Origin of the sequence: Janthinobacterium sp. PSPC1-1, assembly GCF_049897625.1 — a bacterium.
Lineage (GTDB): Bacteria > Pseudomonadota > Gammaproteobacteria > Burkholderiales > Burkholderiaceae_D > Janthinobacterium > Janthinobacterium tructae.
Window position 1 is genome coordinate 284367 of the sequence record NZ_JAFCWP010000005.1, and the last position, 20896, is coordinate 305262.

Genomic DNA, 20896 nt, shown 5'->3' on the forward strand with positions numbered 1-20896 from the left:
TGCCAACCCGAGCGCCCACCTGAAAGCAGTCCCGCATGCACACTACCGACGCAGCCCCCCGCAAGACGGGCTTTCCCTACCGGCGCCTGCTGGCCGATGCCCGTTATGCGCTGCTGCTCAATGTGCTGTGCGCCCTCTTCGTCACTTTCGTGCTGAGCGGCGGGCAAAGCTTCTGGCTCAACCTGCTTGCGTCCATGTGCATCGGCGGCATCGTCTTCCTGCTCATCGACGGCATCCGCCTGGCATGGTGGGGCGAACAGCGGCGCGCCCCGTTGCTGCCGTTCAGCATCCTCGTCATCGTCAGTGCCGCCGTGGCGCAGGTGGCCGGCACCATGCTGTTCGGCTGGCTGGCCAATATCGACGTTCCCGCGCCCGTTTCCATGTCGCCACGCAATGTCGGCATGACGGTGTTCACCTTGGCGGCGGCAGGAGCGGCCATCCTGTTCTTTGGCAGCCGCGAAAAGATTGCGCGCCTGCAAATGGAGGCGGCCCAGGAAAAGGCCCGCGCCGAATCCGTGGCGCGCCAGGCCATGCAAGCGCAACTGCAGCTGCTGCAGGCGCAGATCGAACCGCACATGCTGTTCAACACGCTGGCCAATCTGCAGGGCCTGATCAGCTTTGATCCGGAGCGCGCCCAGCTGCTGCTCGATCAATTGATCCAGTATTTGCGCGCCACCCTCTCTTCCTCGCGCGCCGGGTCCACCACCCTGAAACAGGAGTTTTCCTTGATGCAAGCCTACCTGGGCCTGATGTCCACCCGCATGGGCGCGCGCCTGTGCTTTACGCTGGACTTGCCCGAGGCCTTGCGCGATATCAAAGTGCCTCCCATGCTACTGCAGCCGCTGGTGGAAAACGCCATCCAGCATGGCCTGGAAGCAAAGATCGAAGGCGGCCATATCCACGTGCAGGCGTCCACTGACGACGGCGTGCTGATCCTGACGGTTGCTGACGATGGCCTGGGCCTCGATCATCCGGGCCAGACCAAGGGCACGCATCTGGGCGTGGCGAATATCCGCGAACGCCTGCGCGGCATGCATGGCGATGCCGCCAGCCTGTCGCTGGCCGCCAACCATCCGGCAGGCGCGATCGCCCGCCTGACACTCCCCCTTCCACCCACCATCACGAGTCCCCTCGCATGAGCCACCACACCCCGCGCGCCCTGATCGCCGAAGACGAACCCATCCTTGCCGCCGCCCTCGCGCACGCCTTGCAACGGCTGTGGCCGGAACTCGACATTGTCGCCACCTGCGCCAACGGCGTGGAAGCCTTGCGGCAAGGCCTGGCACTGCAGCCCGACATCCTCTTTCTCGACATCAAGATGCCAGGCAAGACGGGCCTGGAAGCGGCCGAGGAATTAGCAGAACAGTGGCCCGACGGCGTGCCTTTCCCCCACATCGTGTTCGTCACGGCCTACGATGAATACGCGCTGGCCGCCTTCGAGCACGCGGCCGCCGATTACGTATTAAAACCCGTCAACGATGCACGCCTGGGAAAGACGGTGGAACGCCTGCAGCAGCGCTTGCGCGACAGCAGCGTTGGCAACGGCAACGGTACAACAACAGCAACGCCAGCGGCATCCACCACGACAGCACCCTTGGCGACGACGGAAACAACAGCGTCCGCCAGCGATGACAACCTGGCCCGACTGTTGAGCCAGCTGCAAGCCATGCTGCCGCCCGCGCCGCGCCTGCAAATGATACGGGCGGCCGTCGGCAACAGCGTGCGCATGATCGCGTTGGCCGACGTCGTGTATTTCGAAGCGCTGGACAAATACATCAACGTCGTGTGCCAGGACAGCGAAGCGCTGATACGCACTAGTCTGAAGGAGTTGCTGCCACAGCTGGACCCGCAACAATTCTGGCAAATTCACCGGGGCACCATCGTCAATGCCAGCGCCATCGCCACGGCCGTGCGCGACGACGCGGGCAAGCTGTCGCTGACCCTGCGCCAGCACCCGGCACAGCTGCGCGTCAGTCCGCTATATGCCCATCTGTTCCGCCAGATGTAAGCTAGTGCATTTGGTGTTTCAGGTCCGACAATTCATCGTGCACCTTGAGCACGGCGCTCTTCATTTCCGGCGTCACGCTGGACGCCGTGCCGCAGGCCCGCTTGGCGCGGTCGCCCAGCGATTCCATCTGGTCGACCGCCTGGCGGATGCGCGCATCGTCTTGCGTGTCGATGGCTTGCCGCACGGCGCTCTTTTGCTGCTCCAGCTGGTTGATGCAATCCTTCAAGTCCATGGGCATGCCCTGCTGTTTGCCGCACAGCTGGGCCGCCTGGCCGATCGCGTGTTCGATGGCGCCAAAGCGCCGTGCCACTTCCTTTACCTGCATCATGATATGTCCTCCCATGCTATCTGCAGTTGGATCGTCAGGCCGATCCAAGGTTCCCCACCGCCCGCCAAGGCATTGAAATTTCCATGAGGCACTTTTTTGTAAGCGCTTGTGACATTTTAGATAATAATCAAATACCTCAGATACATTGGCGTACCTGAACCACCATGCCCTCCATGACCTCTTTGCCACCTCTGCCCCGCCGCGCGCCCGGCCTGCTGCTGATCGTCCTGCTGCACGCGGGACTGGCCTATGTCATCGTGCAGTCGCGGCCCCGCCTTGCCTCTGACGAGAACCTGCCGCAAGGTCCGGCCATCAGCTGGCTGCGCCACACGCTCCCGGCGCCGCCCAAGCCCCTGCCGTTGCCAAGCATCAAACCGGCCGCCGCGCGCCCGCCGCGCCAGCCAATGGCGGCGCCCGTCAGCCGCCCCTTGCCCGCCCCCACCGTCGAGCAGGTGCCAGCGCCGGCTACGCCGGAAGCGATCACGGTGACGCCAGCGCCCAGCGCGGCCGAGATCCTGGCGCAAGCCAAGCGCGACGTGGGCAAGATCGACAAGGATTTACGCAAGGAATTCCCGCAGCGCGGCGAGCAAAAACTGGACGACACGGGCTTCAAGCGTATGCAGCAAGGCTTTGCCGAGGCCTACGCGGCCGTGCCGCCGAAATGGTATGAAGCGTCAAAAATCGAGGAAGTGGGCGCGAATGCGGCCAAGGGCAGCCGCACCTACAAAATCACCAGCGCGCTGGGCACCTTGTGCGTGACCACGGGCGCAGGCAGGAATGGGGAAACGATGATCGGCAACTGCCCCAAATAGCCGCTCAACCCACCGCTTCGCGCGCGCCCAGCGGTTGCAGATGGCGCAAGCGCAAGGCGATCAGCACGCCGCCGCCCAGGCACAGGCCCAGCATGATGATGACGCCCGTCCAGCCATCGAAGCCCCACATCATGCCCGAGGCGGAACCGATCAGGCTCGATCCCAGGTAATAGAACAGCAGATAGAAGGCCGAAGCCAGCGCCTGCGGCGCGCGCGCGCGGCGGCTGACCCAGCTGCTGGCGATCGAATGCGAGGCAAAGAAGCCGAAGGTGGCCAGCGCCATGCCGATGACGATCAGCGGCAGCGAGTCGAACAGGGTCAATAAAATACCGGACAGCATCAGCAACAGCATGATCCACAGCACGCCGCGACGCCCCAGCCGGTCCACCAGGCGGCCCGCCCAGACGGAACTGAAGATGCCGATCAGGTACAAAAAGGCCAGCAAGCCGACCGTGCTCTGGCGCAAATTGAACGGCGCGGCCAGCAGGCGGTAGCCGATGTAGTTATACAGGCTGACAAAACAGCCCATCAGCACGAAAGCCAGGCAGAACAGCCAAGGCAAGCCCCGGTCGGAAAAATGCTGTTTTATCGCGTGCGGCAAGGCATTCCAGCCACGGGTACTGGGCACGAAATTTTTCGATGCGGGCAGGCTGCGCCAGAATTCCGCCGCCGCCAGCACGCCGGCCACGCCCAGCACGCCCAGGGCCCAGCGCCACGAGAGGAAATCGCTGAGCATCGAAGCGATCAGGCGCCCCGACATGCCGCCAAACGCGCTGCCGGCAATATACAGCCCCATCGACAGGCCCAAGGACGGGCCCTCGATTTCCTCGCCCAGGTAAGCCATGGCCACGGCCGGCATGCCGCCCAGGGCCACGCCCAGCGCGGCGCGGATCGCCAGCAGCTGCGCGTAATCCTGCGCGAAGGCGGACAAAATCGTCAATATGGCGGCGGAAAACATCGACGCCACCATCAAGGGCTTGCGTCCCACTCTGTCCGAGACGGCGCTCAGCAGCACCAAGGAAATGGCCAGCAAGCCGCTCGACACGGACAGGGACCAGCTGCTTTGCGCCGGCGTCAAATGGAATTGGTGCGACAGCAGCGGGAACAGGGGCTGGATGCAGTACAGCAAGCTGAAGGTGGAAAAGCCGCCGAAGAACAGGGCGCGGTTGCTGCGCTTGAATTCGATGGACCCCTTGGCGATGGCCGTGCGGGGAGCGGGAGCGGCGGGAGCAACAGGAGAAAGCCCCGGGGTGGCGGCAGAGGCATAAGCGAGCGATGAATCAGACATGGCCGTGTTTCAAAAGAGAAGCGAATCTGCATGTTAGGATTGCCAACTCATATCGTCCAATATATATTTAAGGCCCAACTCATACTTTAAAACGATTACTGGACGAACATGGAACTGCGCCACCTGCGTTACTTTGTCGCCGTCGCCGAGGAACTGCACTTCACGCGCGCGGCCGAGCGCCTGCACATCGGCCAGCCGCCGCTGAGCCAGCAAATCCAGGCGCTGGAAGCGGAACTGGGTGCGCAGTTGTTCGAGCGCAACAAGCGCTCCGTGCGCCTGACGCAGGCGGGCGCGCTGTTCCTCGACGATGCGCGGCGCATACTGGCCCTGTCGGAACAGGCGGCCGTCACGGCGCGCCGGGCACAGCGGGGCGAAGCGGGCGAATTGCGCATCGGCTTCACGTTTTCCACGCCGTTTACGCCGTATTTCGCGACCGTCATCAACCGCTACCGCCAGCAATTCCCGCACGTCACCCTGACCTTGCATGAAATGGCCACATTGCATCAGCTGGAAGCGATCTCGGGCAGGACGATGGACCTGGGTTTCGTACGCCCGCCGGAAACGACGTATCCGGACGACATCCGCCTGACGCAATTGCGGCAAGACCCGCTGTTCCTCGTGCTACCTGTCGCCCACGCGCTGGCGGCAAAACAGGCGATTGCCATTGCCGATATGGCGGGCGAAGGTTTTGTGATGTACCCCAAGGATGCGGGCACGGGGATTTATCCGCAGATCTTCCGCCTGTGCAAGGCGGCCGGCTTCGTGCCCCAGGTGACGCAGGAAGCGGGCGAAGCGTCGACCATCATCGGCCTGGTGGCGGCCGGCTGCGGCATTTCCGTGCTGCCCGCCTCGTTCGACCGCATCCGCATGGATGGCGTGTGCTACCGCCCCATCGCCGACCCGCAGGCGACCACCAGTTTGTTACTGGCACAAAGGGAAGAAGAGACGTCGCCGCTGGTGGCGGCATTCGTCAAACTGGCCGAGGCAGCGGCGCTGGAAGGGGGAGCGTAGGTCGGATTAGCGGTGGCAAAGCCGCCGCGTAATCCGACACCAGCGGTCACGAATAATCCGCATCCAGCTCCGAACCCGCGTAGTTTTCCAGGTCCTCGAACAGGCTCTTCATGCTGGCCCGCGTGAGGATTTTATGCACCACGGTGCAGCTGCGGCGGTAGGATTCGATACGCTCGAGCAGCACCGGGTGATGCTGCACGGGCACCTTGGCCACCAGGGCGGCCCAGCCTTCCTCGAAGTCGGGCTTGTTCTTGCGCACGGAACGCACGAAGCGTTCAAACTCCTTTTGCCCCGTACGCGCCATGATGCGTCCGCCGCCTTCGATGGCGAAGATGATGGCCACGGCAATCACACCCTCGGCATTCAGGTCGCTGTCGCTGACGGGGCCATTGTCATGGTGGCGGCGCAGCCAGCTGGCCAGACGCACGACGGCTTGCACTTCCTTGCGCTGTTGCAACTGCACCGCATACTTTTCATAGCCGGCCCAGTTCTGGTTCGGGTCGGCCTGGCAAATATCGATGAACAGCTCGCGCAAACGGCGCTGCAGGTAGACGGGGTCCTGGTCGTATTCACCGACCAGGGCGTCTTCCGGCAGCTGCGACAATTCCTTGATCAGGCGAAAGCCCACCTGGAATGCGTGCTCGGCGCCGTGCTCGACGAGGAAATCGAGGGCGGCCTGGTCGCCTTCATGCGTGACGGCCTGCTCCAGGCCCAGCGAGACACCGCCCACCGTCAGGAACAGCGCTTTCTGGATGCCGTCGGCCGTGCGTTCATTCGTGAACTTCTCGGCCACCATGGCCGTGATGCCCGTCAATTCGTCGGCCAGGTCCAGCGCCGCATCCTCGCGCGGGTCGTTCGGCAACAGCTTGATGGCGCGCACTAGGCGCGGAAGATTTTCTACAACAATTGCTGGCAGCATTAGACGTTCCCTGCTTTCATTACGAGAAAATGCCGGTGCCCAGGCTGCGGCGCGTACTGGAACGCGGCGCGCTGCGCGTGCTCGGCACTTGCTTGCGCAGGCGGTACAGCAATTCCTTGGTACTGCGCTGCAACATGGTCGGTTCTTCGTCCGGGTCGTCCGAATATTCGGCATCGGCCAGGTCGGCGCTGTGGCGGAAGTCGGGGAACAGTTCGAAAAGCGAGCGGTCCCAGCCGTCTTCATTGGCTTGCGCCAGCTCGATGGCCAGCGGCACGATGTCGTTGTCGGACGAGGTCACGCCCGTCACGTACGGTCCCTTGATGACGATTTCGCCCGCCACTTCGAGGATTTCCTTCGGCGCCATCGAGAACAGGATGGCGAACGCGGTGGCGCCCCAGTCGGTGGCGGACGCTTCGAGCAGCAGCTCGCGGCGGCGCTCGGCGTCGTCGGTGGAAAACACCACGCCGTGGATGTGCGCGAACAGCGATTCGGCGATGCGTTCCGGATCATCTTCGATCTGGTCGTCGCTCCAGGTGGCGGCGATGAAAGCCAGGCTGTCAGCCCACGCCTTCGGCGGCACCAGCAAGGTGGCCAGCGACATCTTGCCGCCGTCAAAGCCGGCCAGGTGCAGGGCCGTCACTTGCGGCGGGATGGCATTGAGCACTTCCACCACGGCCAGATCGCCGTACTGGTCGGCAGCATCCGCAAACGCCTGCTCGGCGTGGCCCAGCGAACCGGACAGCACCAATTCCATGACCTGCTTGGTCAGCGCGGGCAGGTTGCTTTTTTGTTCATCCTTGTTATCGGCCATGGTCGTCTCCATCCTGGTCAAACATCTGGGCGAAATCATCGGTGGCTTCGTCGTCATCCATCTCGTCGTCGCCGTCGTCATTGGCCGCCAGCTGGTCGAGCGACTGGTCGTCGTCGTCCCACAGGCGCGGGTTCTTGTGCAAAAAGGCCGTGATGATGGCCTGGCGCGCCAGGTCGGGGAAGCTCTCTTCGATGGCGGCGTACATCTTTGCCGCTTCCGGCGCGGCGCAGGCGGCCATGGAAAACACGCGGGCCGGGTCGCCGAACTCGTAGTCTTCGCTTTCGGCCAGCAAGCCTTTCGGGTCGCTGAAAGTGATGTGGTCGACCAGCGCGAAGGCCAGCATGTTCACGTCTTCGATGCCGCCGCCGCTGGCGTACTCGCTCACCAGCGCGTCGACCATGCTTTTATAGTTCTTGCGGTTTGGCGGGTCGCCGAGGATGCCATCGATCTGGCCTTCCAGCTCGCGCGACTGGTACGCGAATTCAGGGTGTACTCTTCTCATGCTGTGCTTTCCAATGTAATGCTGGGTACTTTTACATAAAAGTAAAAGCACCATTGTTTGTTGTTTTTCAAATCATTCAGGCTGGCCGGGCGACCGCCAGCAGGCTTAGTCTGCTGGCAGTACTGTGCCATGCAGGCGGAACACGCCGCACCACAGGGCATACGCTTCCGCTTCCGGATCGATGATGATGCGGTGGTTCACGCTCTGGTCGTATTCGGCGCGCTTGACCGGGTCGGCCAGGATTTCATACGCTTTGGTGACGCTCTTGAAGCGCGCCTCGGCGCCGGGGGCCTGGTTGCGGTCGGGGTGGAAGCGCATGGCCAGCGAACGGTAAACCTTCTTGATTTCATCGTCGCTGGCATTGGGCGCGACACCGAGGACGTTATATAAATTTTCCATAAATGGCTCCGGGGTCACGTTTTGTTTGCTAATTAAAGGCAGATTATCCTATAGAACGGCGCCCGCGTCGCTTGCATGCTGGATATGGAGGCAAATACGTGCTTATAAAGCGCTTGCGGTACGGTAAAATGCTTTTTACTGTCACTCTTCCGCATTGATCAATGAGCAACGATAAACCGAATACCGCCGCGCCAGCGCTGGCGCCCAATTTCTTGCGTAACATCATCGAAGCCGACCTGGCTGCCGGCGCCCACGTGCGTCCCGGCCTGCCCCAGGTGATCACGCGTTTCCCGCCGGAGCCGAACGGCTACCTGCATGTGGGCCACGCCAAGTCGATCTGCGTCAACTTCGGCCTGGCGCGCGATTACGCCGGCCAGTGCAACCTGCGCTTCGACGACACCAATCCGGCGAAGGAAGAGCAGGAATACGTCGACACCATCATGGACAGCGTGAAATGGCTGGGCTTTGACTGGGAACCGAAGCATGCCGATGGCCAGAGCCACCTGCACTACGCGAGCGACTATTTCGACCAGCTGTACGCGATGGCCGAGTACCTGATCACGGCCGGCTTTGCCTATGTGGACAGCCAGAGCGCCGAAGACATGGCCGCCAACCGGGGCAATTTCGGCCAGGCCGGCAAGAATTCGCCGTTCCGCAACCGTCCGCGCGACGAATCGCTGGCCCTGTTCCGCGCCATGAAGGCGGGCGCATTCAAGGATGGCGAGCACATCCTGCGCGCGAAAATGAACGAAGATGCCATGCGTTCGCCGAACATGAACTTGCGCGACCCGGCCATCTACCGCATCCGCCATGCACATCACCATCGCACGGGCGACGCCTGGTGCATCTATCCGATGTACGACTACACGCACCCGATCTCGGACGCGCTGGAAAACATCACGCATTCGATCTGCACGCTGGAATTCCAGGACCACCGCCCGTTCTACGACTGGCTGCTGGAAACGCTGTCGGCCGGCGGCTTCTTCCAGCAACCGGTGCCGCGCCAGTTCGAATTCTCGCGCCTGAACCTGACCTACATCGTCACCAGCAAGCGCAAGCTGCGCCAGCTGGTCGAAGAAAAAATCGTCGACGGCTGGGACGACCCCCGCATGCCGACCCTGGTGGGCATGCGCCGCCGCGGCTACACGCCGGAAGCGATTCAATTGATGTGCGAACGCACGGGCGTGACCAAGTCCGACGGCTGGATCGACTACAGCGTGCTGGAAGGCTGTTTGCGCGAAGACCTGGACCCGAAGGCGCCCCGCACGGTGGCCGTGCTGCGTCCGTTGAAATTGATCATCGACAATTTCCCTGAAAACGACAGCGTGGAATGCACGGCGCCCGTGCACCCGCACTTCCCGGAACGGGGCTTGCGCACCTTCCCCATCTCGCGCGAGCTGTGGATCGAGGAAGACGACTTCATGGAAGTGCCGAACAAGGGTTACTTCCGCCTGTATCCACCGATCGACGACAAGCCGGGCAGCCGCGTGCGCCTGCGCTATGGCTACGTGGTCGAGTGCACGGGCTACGACAAGGATGAAAACGGCAAGGTCATCGCCGTGCATTGCAATTACTTTGAAGACAGCAAGTCGGGCACCGAAGGCAGCTCGACCTACAAGGTCAAGGGCAATATGCACTGGGTCAGCGCGCCGACGGCGATTCCCGCCGAAGTACGCCTGTACGACCGCCTGTTTACAGACCCGCAGCCGGACGCGGGCGGCAAGGACTTCAAGCTGGCCCTGAACCCGCTGGCCAAGGAAGTGGTGCAAGCGTGGCTGGAACCGGGCGCGGAACTGGCTCAGCCGGAACAGCGCTTCCAGTTCGAGCGCCACGGCTATTTCGCGGCCGACCGCGTCGACAGCCAGCCGGGCAAGCCCGTCTTCAACCGCATCGTCACCCTGAAAGACAGCTGGCAGCCCGCCAAGTAAGGCGCCGGACGAGCCACAAAAAAAACCGCTGCGGCGGTTTTTTTTCGTTCTAGCAACATAGCCACCAGCAAAATATTGCCTGTTGACTATATTCACGATAATTTTGTATATTAGGCAGCTATTGAGCAATTTGCAATGCCGATAGTGATTATGCAACTCAGTACAGCCTCCAGCACACAGGCGGCACCCGATTCCTCTTCCTGATGCGGATGGCGATGTCTATTACTGCCGGCAAACACTTATCTGCTGAAAAAAAACCGCTCTGGATGCTCGGCGTCGTGATGTCGCTGATGGTGGGCCTGCTGTTCTACATGGCCGCCTCGCTGTCGATCGAAAACGATGCCAGCGAGCTGTTCAACAATCTGTCGCGCAATACCCAGAAAACCATCACATCGCGCCTCAAGTCGTATACCAACTTGCTGCGCGGTACGGCCAGCCTGTTTCACGCGAATGAACACGTGAGCCGCGAGCAATTCCACCGCTACGTGGCAAACATCGCCTTGCAACAGAACTACCCGGGCGTGATGAATCTCAATTACAGCCGGGAACTCGACGAGTCGCAGCGCGCCGCCTTCGAAGCGGCCATGCAGCGCGACTATCCGCCCGGGCGCGACGGCTATCCGGCGTTTGCCATCCATCCGCCCGGCCCGCGCCCCCATTATTCCGCGCTGGTCTACATCGAGCCGATTGCCAGCGCTGCGGAAAAGTATGGCTATGACATCGCTTCGCGGCCCCTGATCGCCGAAACGCTGGCGCAGTCGCGCGATACCGGGCAGATCTGCAATTCCGGCGCCCCCGTGCCGATGGAAGGCCGGCCGCAGTTGACGGGCATGGCCATGCGCCTGCCCGTGTACCGCTTCGGCATGCCGACCGATACGCTGGAGCAAAGGCGCGCGGCCTACCAGGGTTCCGTTGGCATCGGCTACGACCTGGTGACGATGATGCGCAGCGCGCTGGCCGACATGCCGGTACACAATGTCCGCCTGACCCTGTTCGATATCGGCCAGCAGGCGCTTGAACAGCCGGACTTGCCGCACGATATGCGCCCCATCTTCGACAGCACGACGGCGGGCATGCATGCGCCATGGTGGCTGCCCGGCAACTCCGGACGCTACCTGAGCAGCACGATGCTGATCGAACACAATGGCCGCGTCTGGCAAGCGCTGTTCAGCGTGCGCAAGAGCGACCTGTATACGCGCTTCGATGCCTTCCTGCCGTGGCTGGCCCTGCTGACCGGTTTTGCCAGCGCCATGCTGCTGTACATGCTGTTTCACACTCTGGCGTCGTCGCGCCGGCGCGCCATCCAGTTGGCGACGGGCATGACGGAGGAATTGCGCGCCAGCCAGATCCGCCTGCAGCTGTCGCACCAGAAACTGCGCCGCCTGGCGGCCCACGCCGACCGGATCAAGGAAGAGGAGCGCAAGCGCATCGCGCGCGAAATCCACGACGACCTGGGACAGAATCTGCTGGTGCTGCGCATCGATGCCGACATGCTGGCCTCGCGCACGCAGCGCCGCCATCCGCGCCTGAACGCCCGCGCCCGCTCGACCCTGGAGCAGATCGACGCCACGATTAAAAGCGTGCGGCAGATCATCAACGACTTGCGTCCAACCGTGCTGGATCTGGGCGTGAATGCGGCCGTCGAATGGCAGGTGGCGCAATTTCGCCAGCGCACCGGCATCGCCTGCGAAATCAGCGAAAGCCATGACGATATCTATTTGAGCGACCAGTGCGCCACGGCCCTGTTCCGCATCCTGCAAGAGTCGCTCAGCAACATTTCCCAGCATGCCAATGCCAGCCGCGTGCAAGTCAAGCTGGAAAAGTGCCGCGACACCGTGTCGATGAGCGTCAGCGACAACGGCGTGGGCGCGGCCATCGACGGACGCAACAAGCTGGGCTCGTTTGGCCTGGTGGGCATCGAGGAGCGCATCAAGTTGCTGGGCGGTACTTTCTACATCGAAAGCAGCCCCGGCGCAGGCATGAGCGTGCATGTCAGCGTGCCGCTGGGTGCGGACGCCACGGCATTTCCCTACCAGGAAGACAGCCGGGCCAGCACCTGACAGGCACGTCCCGCATGAAACAAGCTCAGCTTGCGTATTTTGTAATTAGATGCAATATTGATGTAGAACAACTCAGCACCTGCCCGCCATGGGCTAGGCATTCCTTAACTATTTACCAGGAGTACACCCCCACCACTCTCCCTTGTTGCACTGTATTTCCCACAACGCTCTTTACCACAAGGACATTCATGGATACGAACGACAGTTTCAAGGCAATTGCCGATTTGAATTTGGACGCGATCAAAGTCAAGCTGATGCACCGAGAGTCAGGCGAAGGATGGAGCCTGGAGAAGGCCAATGCGGTGGAGTTCGAGTACCGGCGCTTTCTGATCCTGATGAAACAGTTTCCGCAAGAAGAAACAGCGCCGCTGATGGATGTCGATACCTTCTGGCACTACCACATCCTCGACACCCTGAAATATGCGGCGGACTGCGAACAGGTCTTCGGCTACTTCCTGCATCACTTTCCGTACATCGGCCTGCGCGGCGAAGACGACGAAGCGGCGCACCAGCGCGTGGGCGAGCGCATGAAGCAGCTGTATGAGCAAACGTTCGGGGAAGATTATATCCGCGCAGAAACGGCGTATTCGGGGCGCGCCGTACAGGCGGCGTATTCAGGACGGGCTGTACAAACAGCATTTTCCGGTGCCGCAGTGCAAGCGACAGCGTACTCGGGCCGGGCCGTGCAGACGGCGTTTTCCGGTGCAGCGGTGCAAGCGACAGCGTACTCGGGCCGGGCCGGGCAGACGGCGTTTTCCGGTGCAGCGGTGCAGGCGACGGCGTATTCGGGCCGCGCGACGGGCGCTGCCAGCACGGCATTTTCCGGCGCGCCCGCCACCTTGGCAGCAGCGGTGCTCAAGTCGTCTTCGACCAGCCTGGAAATGGGGCGTTTCTATGTCGATCGTCCGGTACTGAACCGCGCCCCGCAATAGAAAAACGGAAAACAGATGTGGCTGCCGCACGCGGCAAGCCTGACGTACCCAGACGGCACCTCTCAGTTTGCCGTCTGTCAGGCGCTCTTAGGCAGCCATCAACTCGCGCAGTTCACGAATGCTGAAATCGCTGATTTCATGCATGCGGATGAGGATCGTGGCGCCGATCGGCAAGGTGTTGTGACGAATCTTGCTGATGACCGGTGGCGCCACTTCCAGCGCGCGCGACAGGGCGGCATCGTTTTTCAGTTGCAGCTTGTCGATGATCGCATCGAGGACGCGATTCGGGTTGTAGGTAGGCAAAGAGGTAATTTGTTTGAGAGACATGATCAAAAATCCGTACTTGTTGTATTAGTGCACAAAGAAACCGAATGTCTCTTCTGCAATAATTCAGGGTAAACACACTAAAAAGCGCCATCACTTATGCGGCCTTTACGCCACAAACAATATAATACACGCTATTGTTGATTTTTGCGTAACTTAAAGCAAAATTGTGATAATTGAAGAGAATTGACGCACTTGGAATGTGCTAGAGGATAACTCAAATCGGAGAAATTTGCTGCAAGTCATCAATTTTTACAATGAGGAACACCGCTGTGTATCAGCCAGGCAATCGCCATGAGCGTGCTCAGGCGGGCCATGTCGGCGGATAAATGCCAGCCTTGCGCGGCCACGCCGGCCGGCGTGGCCGGAAGGCAAGTGCCGGGGAAGGCGTCCACGCGGCACCAGGCCAGTTGCCTGCGAATTTCATCGGGCGGCGGTGGCGGCTGCAGCGCACGTTCGCGACGCCGCATATAGGCACGCACCTGTTCCTTGCTGGGGTGACTCGTAGCTCGCATGGTTCGCTCCTGCTGGCGGGAAACAGCGTCGCGCTATGTAGGGCCCGCCACAAATAGCCAGGCCGCGTGACGACATTGCTCACCATATCGCCAGCTCGCCATGACGTGTTTGCGTTGCATCAAATGGCAAGGCTCCGGTGTTGCGCCGAAGCCCACACTGCGCCATGCTCCAGCGGCCTGGCGGCCGATGGCTTGCTCTTATTTCTTTTGCTGGCGCACGCGCTGTTGCTGTTTTTCCTGCGTTTGCTGGCGATTCTGCTTGCGCTCGAACAGGGTGACCGCATCTTTCTTGGCTTGCTCGGCGGTACGCATTTCCTCATGCGCATCGTGCGGAACAAAAAATTCGGTATCCTGCGCCGCGACGACCAGCTTGATGGCGGCGTCGTCGTCGAGGTCATACAGTTCCGTCAGGACGGTGGTGACCTCGTCCAGGTATTCTTCGTAAGTGAGGGTGGTCATGCTGTAGTCCTTAAGTGAATGGCGCACCGCCGCAACGGCGCGCTGCGCACCGGCCCGGCAAAGTGCGCAGATAACCGGCCATTTTACCCGATGCCGGCCGTATCGGCAGACAGCGACTGCAAGGCATCGGCCACGCGCGCGTTGCGCAGGCGCACGCCCAGCTCGCGCTTGAGGCGCGTATTGTGCAGGCGGCGCGATTCGGACATGAACGACAGCAGCATCGGCGTGACCACTTGCCGCAGCTCGGCACGCGGCAGGCGCGGCGGGCGCGGCAGGCCAAACGTATCGGCCACGGCATCGAAATATTCCGCCATCTTGAGTTCGCTGTCATCGCTGGCGTGATACACGCGTCCCGGCTTGCCGCGCCACAAGGCCCGTTCGATGATGCGCGCCAAATCATCGGCATGGATATGGTTGGTGTACACATCGTCGCCCGCAGCCAGGGCCGGCGTACCTTCGCGCAGGCGCTTCAGGGGCAGGCGGTCGGGCGCATAAATGCCGGGCACGCGCAGGATGGCCACGCTGGCGCCGCGGCGCGCGCCCCAGGCACGCAAAACCTGTTCCGCATCCACGCGTCGCTTCGCCCGCGCATTGCCCGGCGCCGTCGGGCGCGTCTCATCGACCCAGGCGCCGGCGCAATCGCCATACACGCCGCTGGTACTCACATACACCAGGCGTGCATGCTCGGGTAAAATGGCGGCCAGATTGCGCGTGCGCCGGTCCAGCAAGCCCGATGACAAGGGCGGCGCCAGATGCACGATCATCGTCGCCAGTCCCGCCAGCCGCTTCAGGCTGGCGCGGTCGTCGAGGTTGGCCACGATGGGCACGGCGCCAGCCGCCCGCAGCTGCGCGCAACGCGCTGGCTGGCTGGTGACGGCAAAGACGCGAAAGCGCGCGCGCAGCAGGGGCAGCAGACGCATGCCGATGTCGCCGCAGCCCAGGATCAGCAGGCGCGGCAAGCCCACCGGCTTGCGCAAAGAGTGCATTAACATATTTTTCATCTCAAGGATTGTATGACTTTTCAAATTACTGTTCAGCCCAGCGGCCACCAATTCAGCTGTGAAGCGGACGAAACCGTCCTGTCGGCAGCGATCCGCGCCGGCGTGGGCTTGCCGTATAGCTGCAAGAGCGGCGCCTGCAGCTCCTGCAAGGGCAAGATCATGTCCGGCAGCGTACAGCATAAGCCATACCAGGCCCGCTCCCTGACGGAAGATGAAGCGGCCGCTGGCTACTCGCTGCTGTGCTGCGCCGTGCCGCAGGGCGACCTGGTGGTGCAGGCGCGCGAAGTGGCGGGCAGCAGCGACTACCCGATCAAGAAAATGCCGTCGCGCGTGACCACCATCGAAAAAGTCGCGCCCGACGTCGTCGTGCTGACCCTGCAATTGCCGGCCAGCGAGCGCCTGCACTACCGTGCCGGACAGTATATCGAAATCATGCTGCGCGATAACAAACGCCGCAGCTACAGCATGGCCAGCGCGCCCGTCGACGGCGGCCCCGTGAGCCTGCACATCCGCCACATGCCGGGCGGCCTGTTCACCGACCAGGTATTTGGCAGCATGAAGGAGCGCGACATCCTGCGCTTCGAAGGCCCGATGGGCACCTTCTTCCTGCGCGAAGATTCCGACAAGCCCGTCGTGCTGCTGGCCTCGGGCACGGGCTTTGCCCCCTTGAAAGCCATCGTCGAGCACATGATCAACGAGCAATCGCCGCGCCCGATCACCCTGTACTGGGGCGCACGCCGTCCGCACGACCTGTACATGGATGCGCTGTGCCGCCAGTGGGCCGCCGACTTGCCGCAGTTCACCTATGTGCCCGTCGTCTCGGAAGCCTTGCCGGAAGACGCCTGGAGCGGCCGCACGGGATTCGTGCACCAGGCCGTCATGGCCGACCTGCCCGACATGTCCGCGTATCAGGTGTATGCCTGCGGCGCACCGATCGTCGTCGAATCGGCCAACCGCGATTTCGTACAATTGTGTCAACTTCCAGCCGACGAGTTCTACGCGGACGCCTTCACCACGGAAGCAGACCTGGCCAAGTAAGCATCCAGACAGCGGGGGCTGCTGGCGCGGCGTCCGCTGCCGCCACCGCTCCACCCCGCTGTTCCCTGGAAATCTCATGTCCCTCGCGTCCGCCGGCAACGGCTTCAGCATCCTGCGTCACCGCAATTTCGCTTTTTACCTGTCCGCACGCGTGCTGGGCACCTTGGCCGTGCAGATGCAAAGCGTGGCCATCGGCTGGCAGGTGTACCAGATCACGGGCAGCCTGTTCGACCTGGGCCTGATCGGCCTGGCGCAGTTCGCCCCCTTCCTCGTGCTGATCTTGCCGGCCGGCCACGTGGCCGACCGCTACAACCGCCGCAACATCATCGCCTGGTGCCTGGCGGCGCAGCTCGCTTGCGCGCTGGCCTTGCTGGCGTTTACGTTAAGCAATATTTCCATCGTCTGGCCCGTGTTTGCCGTGCTGGTGCTGTTCGGCAGCGCGCGCGCCTTCATGATGCCGGCCACGCAAGCCGTGCTGGTAAACATGGTGCCCACGCAACACTTCAGCCGCGCCGTCGCGCTCAGCTCGTCGAGCTCGCACGTAGCCATCATCCTGGGGCCTACCCTGGGCGGCTTGCTGTATTACTTCGGCCCCAAGGTGGTGTATTTGATCTCTTCGGCCTTGCTGGTGCTGTCCGTCCTGCTGATGCGCGCCACCACGCCGGCACCGCAAGTGGTGCAGCGCGCCCCAGTGAGCTGGCATACCCTGCTCGAAGGCTTGCGCTTCGTCTGGTCGAAACCTATCGTGCTGGGCGCCATTTCGCTCGACCTGTTTGCCGTGCTGTTCGGCGGCGCGACGGCCCTGCTGCCGGCGCTCGCGCATGACGTGCTGCATATCGGCCCCAGCGGCCTGGGCCTGCTGCGCACGGCGCCGGGCGCCGGCGCCGCCCTGTGCTCGATCGCGCTGGCCATCTTTCCCATCACGCGCCGCGTGGGCGCGTGGATGTTCGGCGGCGTGGCCGTCTTCGGCCTGGGCACCCTGGTGCTGGGCAGCACCAGCTATTTCCCGCTGGCGCTGGCGGCGCTGTTCCTGATGGGCGCCGGCGACATGGTCAGCGTCTACATCCGCCACCTGCTGGTGCAGTTCGAGACGCCCGACGAGATCCGCGGCCGGGTCAGCGCCGTGAATGCCGTTTTCATCGGCGCCTCGAACGAGCTGGGCGAATTCGAATCGGGCCTGACAGCCGGCTGGTTCGGCCTGGTGCGCGCCGTGCTCTTCGGCGGCGCCGCCACCCTGGCCGTGACGGGCGTATGGGCCGTGCTGTTCCCCGTGCTGTCGCGCATGGACCGCTTTCCCCACCACGAAAAGGAAGCGGCCGCCAGGACGGCCACCGCGGCAGGCACATAAGCTATAAGATGCGCTATTGCCACTGACTGACTTGCAGCATGAAAATTACGTTTCCCTTGCACAGCTTCATCCGCAGCCGCCCCCACCTGAGCATGGCCACGGCCATCGGCGTGACGGCCGGCCTGCTGCTACCCTCGTCCTGGCAACAGATGACGCGTTTATTGACGGCGTGGAATGTTGCCGTCTGGTTCTACCTGGCGACGATGGCCTGGATGATGATGCGCGCCAACCATCACAAGGTGAAGGTGATGGCCGCGCGCCAGGATGAGCGGGCCACCACGGTCCTGTCGGCCCTGTCCGTCGCATCCGTGATGAGCCTGGTGGCCATCGTCTCGCAGCTGTCTTCGATGAAAGACATGGCGCCGGATGAACGCGCGCTGCACTACGGCTTGACGATCCTCACCCTGGTCGGTTCCTGGTTTCTCGTCGGCACCCTGTTCTGCTTTCATTATGCCCACCTGTATTACCAGGCAGACCCCACGCTACGCCCCCTGAAGTTTCCCGACGACGAGCAAAACCCCGATTACTGGGATTTTCTGTATTTCGCCTTCACCATCGCCGTGGCCGTGCAAACGTCGGATGTCTGCGTGCAGACGCGCCTGATGCGGCAGATCGTGCTGGGACAATCCGTGCTGAGCTTCTTCTTCAACCTGGTCGTGCTGGGCCTGTCGATCAATATTGCCGCCGGCCTCATCAATGGATAAGCGGACGTCGGCCTGAAAAGATTCTGCGAGGAAACTTGACCTGGCTGAAGGGTTAAGCTCATCTTAATCGTGCGCACCCTCTTGAAATACCAGAAAGAGGAGTAAGATAAGTTCCATGCACAGAGGTCATGTGCATGAGGCAGCAACCAGGCCGCAGCACGCCTGAGATGGGTTTTTTTTGAATTGACAGGAGTAAGCATATGCAAATCAATATTCATACCGACAGCACCATCGCCAACACCGCTGGACTGAACGAACATGTGCAATCCGTACTTGAAAGCGCACTGAACCGCTTCCGCGACAACCTGACCCGCATCGAAGTCCACATCAGCGACACGAATGGCCCGAAAGGCGGCGCTGACGATATCCGCTGCGTCATGGAAGCACGCGTTGCTGGCTATCAACCGATTGCCGTGACCGAACAGAACGCCACCGTGCATCAATCCGTTGCCGGCGCCACCGACAAACTGAAACGCGCCATCGATAGTGCCCTGGGCCGCCTGCAAGACAGCAAGCGCCACGCCACCGGCAAGAATGCCGTGATCGATACGGCTGAAGCGGAAGAAACCGCCGAGTAACTCCCCCCACTGCAGCATTCTTCAGAGACCAAGGCAGCCGTTCAAGGCTGCCTTTGCACATTCGCCCCGCCTTTCGCGCGCGGCAACAAGAATGCCAAAACCAGCAGCATTCCAGCGCATGGACGCGAGAATGAAATAATTGTCGTATTTCCCACAGTAAGTGACATCAAGCAAGCCTTTGCCGTTACAGCCAAGGCCGCTTTACGCTATCATGAAGATACCGGTCCTCTGCTCGCGCGCACCGGCTTTTTGAAAGTATGATTGTGGAACAGATCGGCAACTTCGGCGCTTCAGGCTGCAATATCGGCGATTTACAGCTATTTAGCGATGCTGCGGACAGCCAGACGGCCGCCATGCTGGCGCCCTGCCCCGTCATGCGCCTCGAAGCGGGCGAAGCCATTGCCGACAGCCAGGGCACCAGCCTGTACATCGTCCTGCGCGGCTCGCTGGCCGTCGCGGCCGACACCCATACGGGCATGGATGACGGCACCGTCAGCAAGGTCTTGCCCGGCGAAAGCGTGGGCGAACAATCGGTGCTCGATGAAGCGAGCAACCTGGCCGCCATTTCCGCCCTGGAAGAAACCGATTTGCTGGTGATCGACGCGGCCGTCGTCTGGGAATTGATCGAACAATCGAACGGCCTGGCGCGCAACCTGCTGCGCTTGCTGTCCTTCCGCATCCGCGCCGCCAATGCCCTGCTGCGCCGGCGCCAGAAACTGGGCGAATTCTACCGCCAGCTGTCGATGGTCGACAGCCTGACGGGCCTGTACAACCGCGCCTGGCTGACCGACTTACTGCCGAACATGATCATCACCGCCCACGCCAGCGGCTCGCCGCTGTCGCTGGTGATGATAGACCTCGACCATTTCAAGCGCTTCAACGACACGCACGGCCACCAGGCGGGCGATCAGGCGCTGCGCATCGCCGCGCAAGTGCTGGGTGCAGCCCTGCGGCCGACGGATTTTGCCGTGCGCTATGGTGGCGAGGAAATGATGGTGATCTTGCCCGATACCAACGAACACGTGGCCCTGCGGGTGGCCGAGCGCCTGTGCGAACGCATGCAGCACGCCGTTATCTTCGCCGACATGCGCAGCGCGCTGCCGCACATCACGGGCTCCTTCGGCGTGGCCAGCCTGGCGGCCGAACAGGACGATGAGGCACTGATCGCGGCCGCCGACGCGGCGCTTTACCGCGCGAAGGCAAGCGGGCGCAACAGGGTCATGCTGTAGCTCAGGCAGCCTTGCTGTCGGCCGGTTTGCTTGCATCCGGTTTGGCCGCATCATCCTTCTTGCTGCTGTGCGCGGCGATGAAATCCGCATAGCCCTTCTGCACCAGCTCGTACGTCTTGTCGATATTGCCGGCGATATCGCCATTCAGTACTTTCAAGCCGTCCAGGATGTCGCGCGCTTCCTTGAAGCCTTTTTCCATGCCCCCGCTGATGGTGTCCATGAACTTGGTCAGGGCCGCATCGTCGTCCATGCCGGGATTCTGTTTTTTGAACGCGTCAAAAAAACCCGTCGACAGCGATACGATGCGGCTCGCCGTCGCTTCGGCGCTATTGTCTTGCGAGGCAGCGTTCTGGATCGCATCGTCGCCGTACTGAGCCTTCAGCGCTTCATTGATATTCGTGATGGCTGTCTTGTACAGCAGCGCCAGCGGCTCGTTTTCCGAACCGATCGAGACATTCAGCGACGCCTGCATGATGGAGGCGTTCAACTGCAGCTTGCTGCGCTCGTTCACGCTCATTTCAGTGTTGACGCCGTCCTTTTTCTGGACTTTATCGTCCTTGCCGGCAACGCCCGTACTGACGGAAGTCACGGAAGGGGTGGAATTGCCGCTTGCGGCGATGGGAATTGACACGATAGACCTCCTTGAACGGGCAATATATGCCACCATGCGGGAAACGCCATGATGACCATCCTCTCGTGTAG

The 20896-nt window shown here is 62.0% G+C and carries 23 protein-coding genes; 12 read left to right on the plus strand and 11 right to left on the minus strand.

Annotated elements, in window-relative coordinates:
* Nucleotides 1–35 precede the first annotated feature (35 nt).
* Together ACP7EG_RS17970 and ACP7EG_RS17975 are read left to right on the plus strand one after the other, a co-directional pair.
* Entirely contained in the window at nucleotides 36–1139 is a 1104-nt protein-coding gene (locus ACP7EG_RS17970) for a sensor histidine kinase (RefSeq protein ID WP_426088711.1), read from the plus strand.
* Nucleotides 1136–2008, plus strand: coding sequence for a LytR/AlgR family response regulator transcription factor (locus tag ACP7EG_RS17975; RefSeq protein ID WP_426088712.1), 873 nt, complete (start codon nucleotides 1136–1138; stop codon nucleotides 2006–2008). The genes ACP7EG_RS17970 and ACP7EG_RS17975 overlap by 4 nt, the downstream gene beginning before the upstream one ends.
* Before the next feature lies 1 nt (nucleotide 2009).
* Here ACP7EG_RS17975 and ACP7EG_RS17980 read toward each other — a convergent pair whose 3' ends face one another.
* Nucleotides 2010–2336 carry a hypothetical protein gene (locus ACP7EG_RS17980; RefSeq protein ID WP_426088713.1) on the minus strand — a complete coding sequence of 109 codons (327 nt, stop codon included), beginning with the start codon at nucleotides 2334–2336 and terminating at the stop codon, nucleotides 2010–2012.
* Between the two features lie 173 nt (nucleotides 2337–2509).
* Between ACP7EG_RS17980 and ACP7EG_RS17985 the strand changes: the two genes are divergently transcribed.
* On the plus strand, nucleotides 2510–3148 hold the full coding sequence (locus ACP7EG_RS17985) for a hypothetical protein (protein ID WP_426088714.1): 639 nt from the start codon (nucleotides 2510–2512) through the stop codon (nucleotides 3146–3148).
* 4 nt (nucleotides 3149–3152) lie between these two features.
* Here ACP7EG_RS17985 and ACP7EG_RS17990 read toward each other — a convergent pair whose 3' ends face one another.
* A complete protein-coding gene (locus ACP7EG_RS17990; RefSeq protein WP_426088715.1) occupies nucleotides 3153–4436 on the minus strand; it encodes an MFS transporter in 1284 nt (427 codons plus the stop codon).
* Between the two features lie 108 nt (nucleotides 4437–4544).
* Between ACP7EG_RS17990 and ACP7EG_RS17995 the strand changes: the two genes are divergently transcribed.
* Nucleotides 4545–5447, plus strand: a complete 903-nt coding sequence (locus ACP7EG_RS17995) for a LysR family transcriptional regulator (RefSeq protein ID WP_426088716.1) — start codon at nucleotides 4545–4547, stop codon at nucleotides 5445–5447.
* 46 nt (nucleotides 5448–5493) lie between these two features.
* Here ACP7EG_RS17995 and ACP7EG_RS18000 read toward each other — a convergent pair whose 3' ends face one another.
* The 4 genes from ACP7EG_RS18000 to ACP7EG_RS18015 form a co-directional block, all read right to left on the minus strand.
* Nucleotides 5494–6366 (minus strand): hypothetical protein, encoded by an 873-nt coding sequence (locus ACP7EG_RS18000; RefSeq protein WP_426088717.1) that lies wholly within the window; start codon nucleotides 6364–6366, stop codon nucleotides 5494–5496.
* A 19-nt stretch (nucleotides 6367–6385) separates the two neighbouring features.
* Complete coding sequence (locus ACP7EG_RS18005) at nucleotides 6386–7177, minus strand: hypothetical protein (RefSeq protein ID WP_096234168.1); 792 nt, start codon at nucleotides 7175–7177, stop codon at nucleotides 6386–6388.
* Nucleotides 7167–7679 carry a hypothetical protein gene (locus ACP7EG_RS18010; RefSeq protein WP_219133177.1) on the minus strand — a complete coding sequence of 171 codons (513 nt, stop codon included), beginning with the start codon at nucleotides 7677–7679 and terminating at the stop codon, nucleotides 7167–7169. The genes ACP7EG_RS18005 and ACP7EG_RS18010 overlap by 11 nt, the downstream gene beginning before the upstream one ends.
* Nucleotides 7680–7784: 105 nt before the next feature.
* Nucleotides 7785–8078, minus strand: coding sequence for a DnaJ domain-containing protein (locus tag ACP7EG_RS18015; RefSeq protein WP_096234166.1), 294 nt, complete (start codon nucleotides 8076–8078; stop codon nucleotides 7785–7787).
* Between the two features lie 161 nt (nucleotides 8079–8239).
* On the opposite strand from ACP7EG_RS18015, the gene ACP7EG_RS18020 reads away from it, so the two are divergent.
* The 3 genes from ACP7EG_RS18020 to ACP7EG_RS18030 all read left to right on the plus strand — a co-directional run bounded on the left by ACP7EG_RS18020 (nucleotide 8240) and on the right by ACP7EG_RS18030 (nucleotide 12998).
* Nucleotides 8240–10006, plus strand: coding sequence for a glutamine--tRNA ligase/YqeY domain fusion protein (locus ACP7EG_RS18020; RefSeq protein ID WP_426088718.1), 1767 nt, complete (start codon nucleotides 8240–8242; stop codon nucleotides 10004–10006).
* Nucleotides 10007–10221: 215 nt separating this feature from the next.
* Entirely contained in the window at nucleotides 10222–12066 is a 1845-nt protein-coding gene (locus ACP7EG_RS18025; protein WP_426088719.1) for a CHASE domain-containing protein, read from the plus strand.
* Between the two features lie 188 nt (nucleotides 12067–12254).
* Nucleotides 12255–12998 (plus strand): glycine-rich domain-containing protein, encoded by a 744-nt coding sequence (locus ACP7EG_RS18030; protein WP_426088720.1) that lies wholly within the window; start codon nucleotides 12255–12257, stop codon nucleotides 12996–12998.
* 87 nt (nucleotides 12999–13085) lie between these two features.
* Here ACP7EG_RS18030 and ACP7EG_RS18035 read toward each other — a convergent pair whose 3' ends face one another.
* The 4 genes from ACP7EG_RS18035 to ACP7EG_RS18050 form a co-directional block, all read right to left on the minus strand.
* Nucleotides 13086–13325: a hypothetical protein gene (locus ACP7EG_RS18035; RefSeq protein WP_029496207.1), complete on the minus strand. Its 240-nt coding sequence runs from the start codon at nucleotides 13323–13325 to the stop codon at nucleotides 13086–13088.
* Between the two features lie 242 nt (nucleotides 13326–13567).
* Entirely contained in the window at nucleotides 13568–13837 is a 270-nt protein-coding gene (locus tag ACP7EG_RS18040; RefSeq protein WP_426088721.1) for a hypothetical protein, read from the minus strand.
* Between the two features lie 198 nt (nucleotides 13838–14035).
* The gene (locus tag ACP7EG_RS18045) at nucleotides 14036–14296 is read right to left on the minus strand and encodes a hypothetical protein (RefSeq protein ID WP_426088722.1); all 261 of its coding nucleotides are present in this window, start codon (nucleotides 14294–14296) and stop codon (nucleotides 14036–14038) included.
* An 83-nt stretch (nucleotides 14297–14379) separates the two neighbouring features.
* A complete protein-coding gene (locus tag ACP7EG_RS18050) occupies nucleotides 14380–15297 on the minus strand; it encodes an SDR family oxidoreductase (RefSeq protein WP_426088723.1) in 918 nt (305 codons plus the stop codon).
* 12 nt (nucleotides 15298–15309) lie between these two features.
* On the opposite strand from ACP7EG_RS18050, the gene ACP7EG_RS18055 reads away from it, so the two are divergent.
* The 5 genes from ACP7EG_RS18055 to ACP7EG_RS18075 all read left to right on the plus strand — a co-directional run bounded on the left by ACP7EG_RS18055 (nucleotide 15310) and on the right by ACP7EG_RS18075 (nucleotide 20194).
* Nucleotides 15310–16335: a CDP-6-deoxy-delta-3,4-glucoseen reductase gene (locus ACP7EG_RS18055; protein WP_426088724.1), complete on the plus strand. Its 1026-nt coding sequence runs from the start codon at nucleotides 15310–15312 to the stop codon at nucleotides 16333–16335.
* Between the two features lie 76 nt (nucleotides 16336–16411).
* On the plus strand, nucleotides 16412–17683 hold the full coding sequence (locus tag ACP7EG_RS18060) for an MFS transporter (protein ID WP_426088725.1): 1272 nt from the start codon (nucleotides 16412–16414) through the stop codon (nucleotides 17681–17683).
* Between the two features lie 38 nt (nucleotides 17684–17721).
* Entirely contained in the window at nucleotides 17722–18387 is a 666-nt protein-coding gene (locus ACP7EG_RS18065) for a DUF1345 domain-containing protein (RefSeq protein WP_426088726.1), read from the plus strand.
* Between the two features lie 200 nt (nucleotides 18388–18587).
* Nucleotides 18588–18965, plus strand: a complete 378-nt coding sequence (locus ACP7EG_RS18070) for an HPF/RaiA family ribosome-associated protein (RefSeq protein ID WP_034781728.1) — start codon at nucleotides 18588–18590, stop codon at nucleotides 18963–18965.
* 263 nt (nucleotides 18966–19228) lie between these two features.
* Nucleotides 19229–20194, plus strand: a complete 966-nt coding sequence (locus tag ACP7EG_RS18075; RefSeq protein ID WP_071079324.1) for a GGDEF domain-containing protein — start codon at nucleotides 19229–19231, stop codon at nucleotides 20192–20194.
* Nucleotide 20195: 1 nt separating this feature from the next.
* On the opposite strand, the gene ACP7EG_RS18080 is transcribed toward ACP7EG_RS18075, so the two are convergent.
* The gene (locus ACP7EG_RS18080; protein WP_426088727.1) at nucleotides 20196–20825 is read right to left on the minus strand and encodes a DUF5610 domain-containing protein; all 630 of its coding nucleotides are present in this window, start codon (nucleotides 20823–20825) and stop codon (nucleotides 20196–20198) included.
* Nucleotides 20826–20896: the final 71 nt, after the last annotated feature.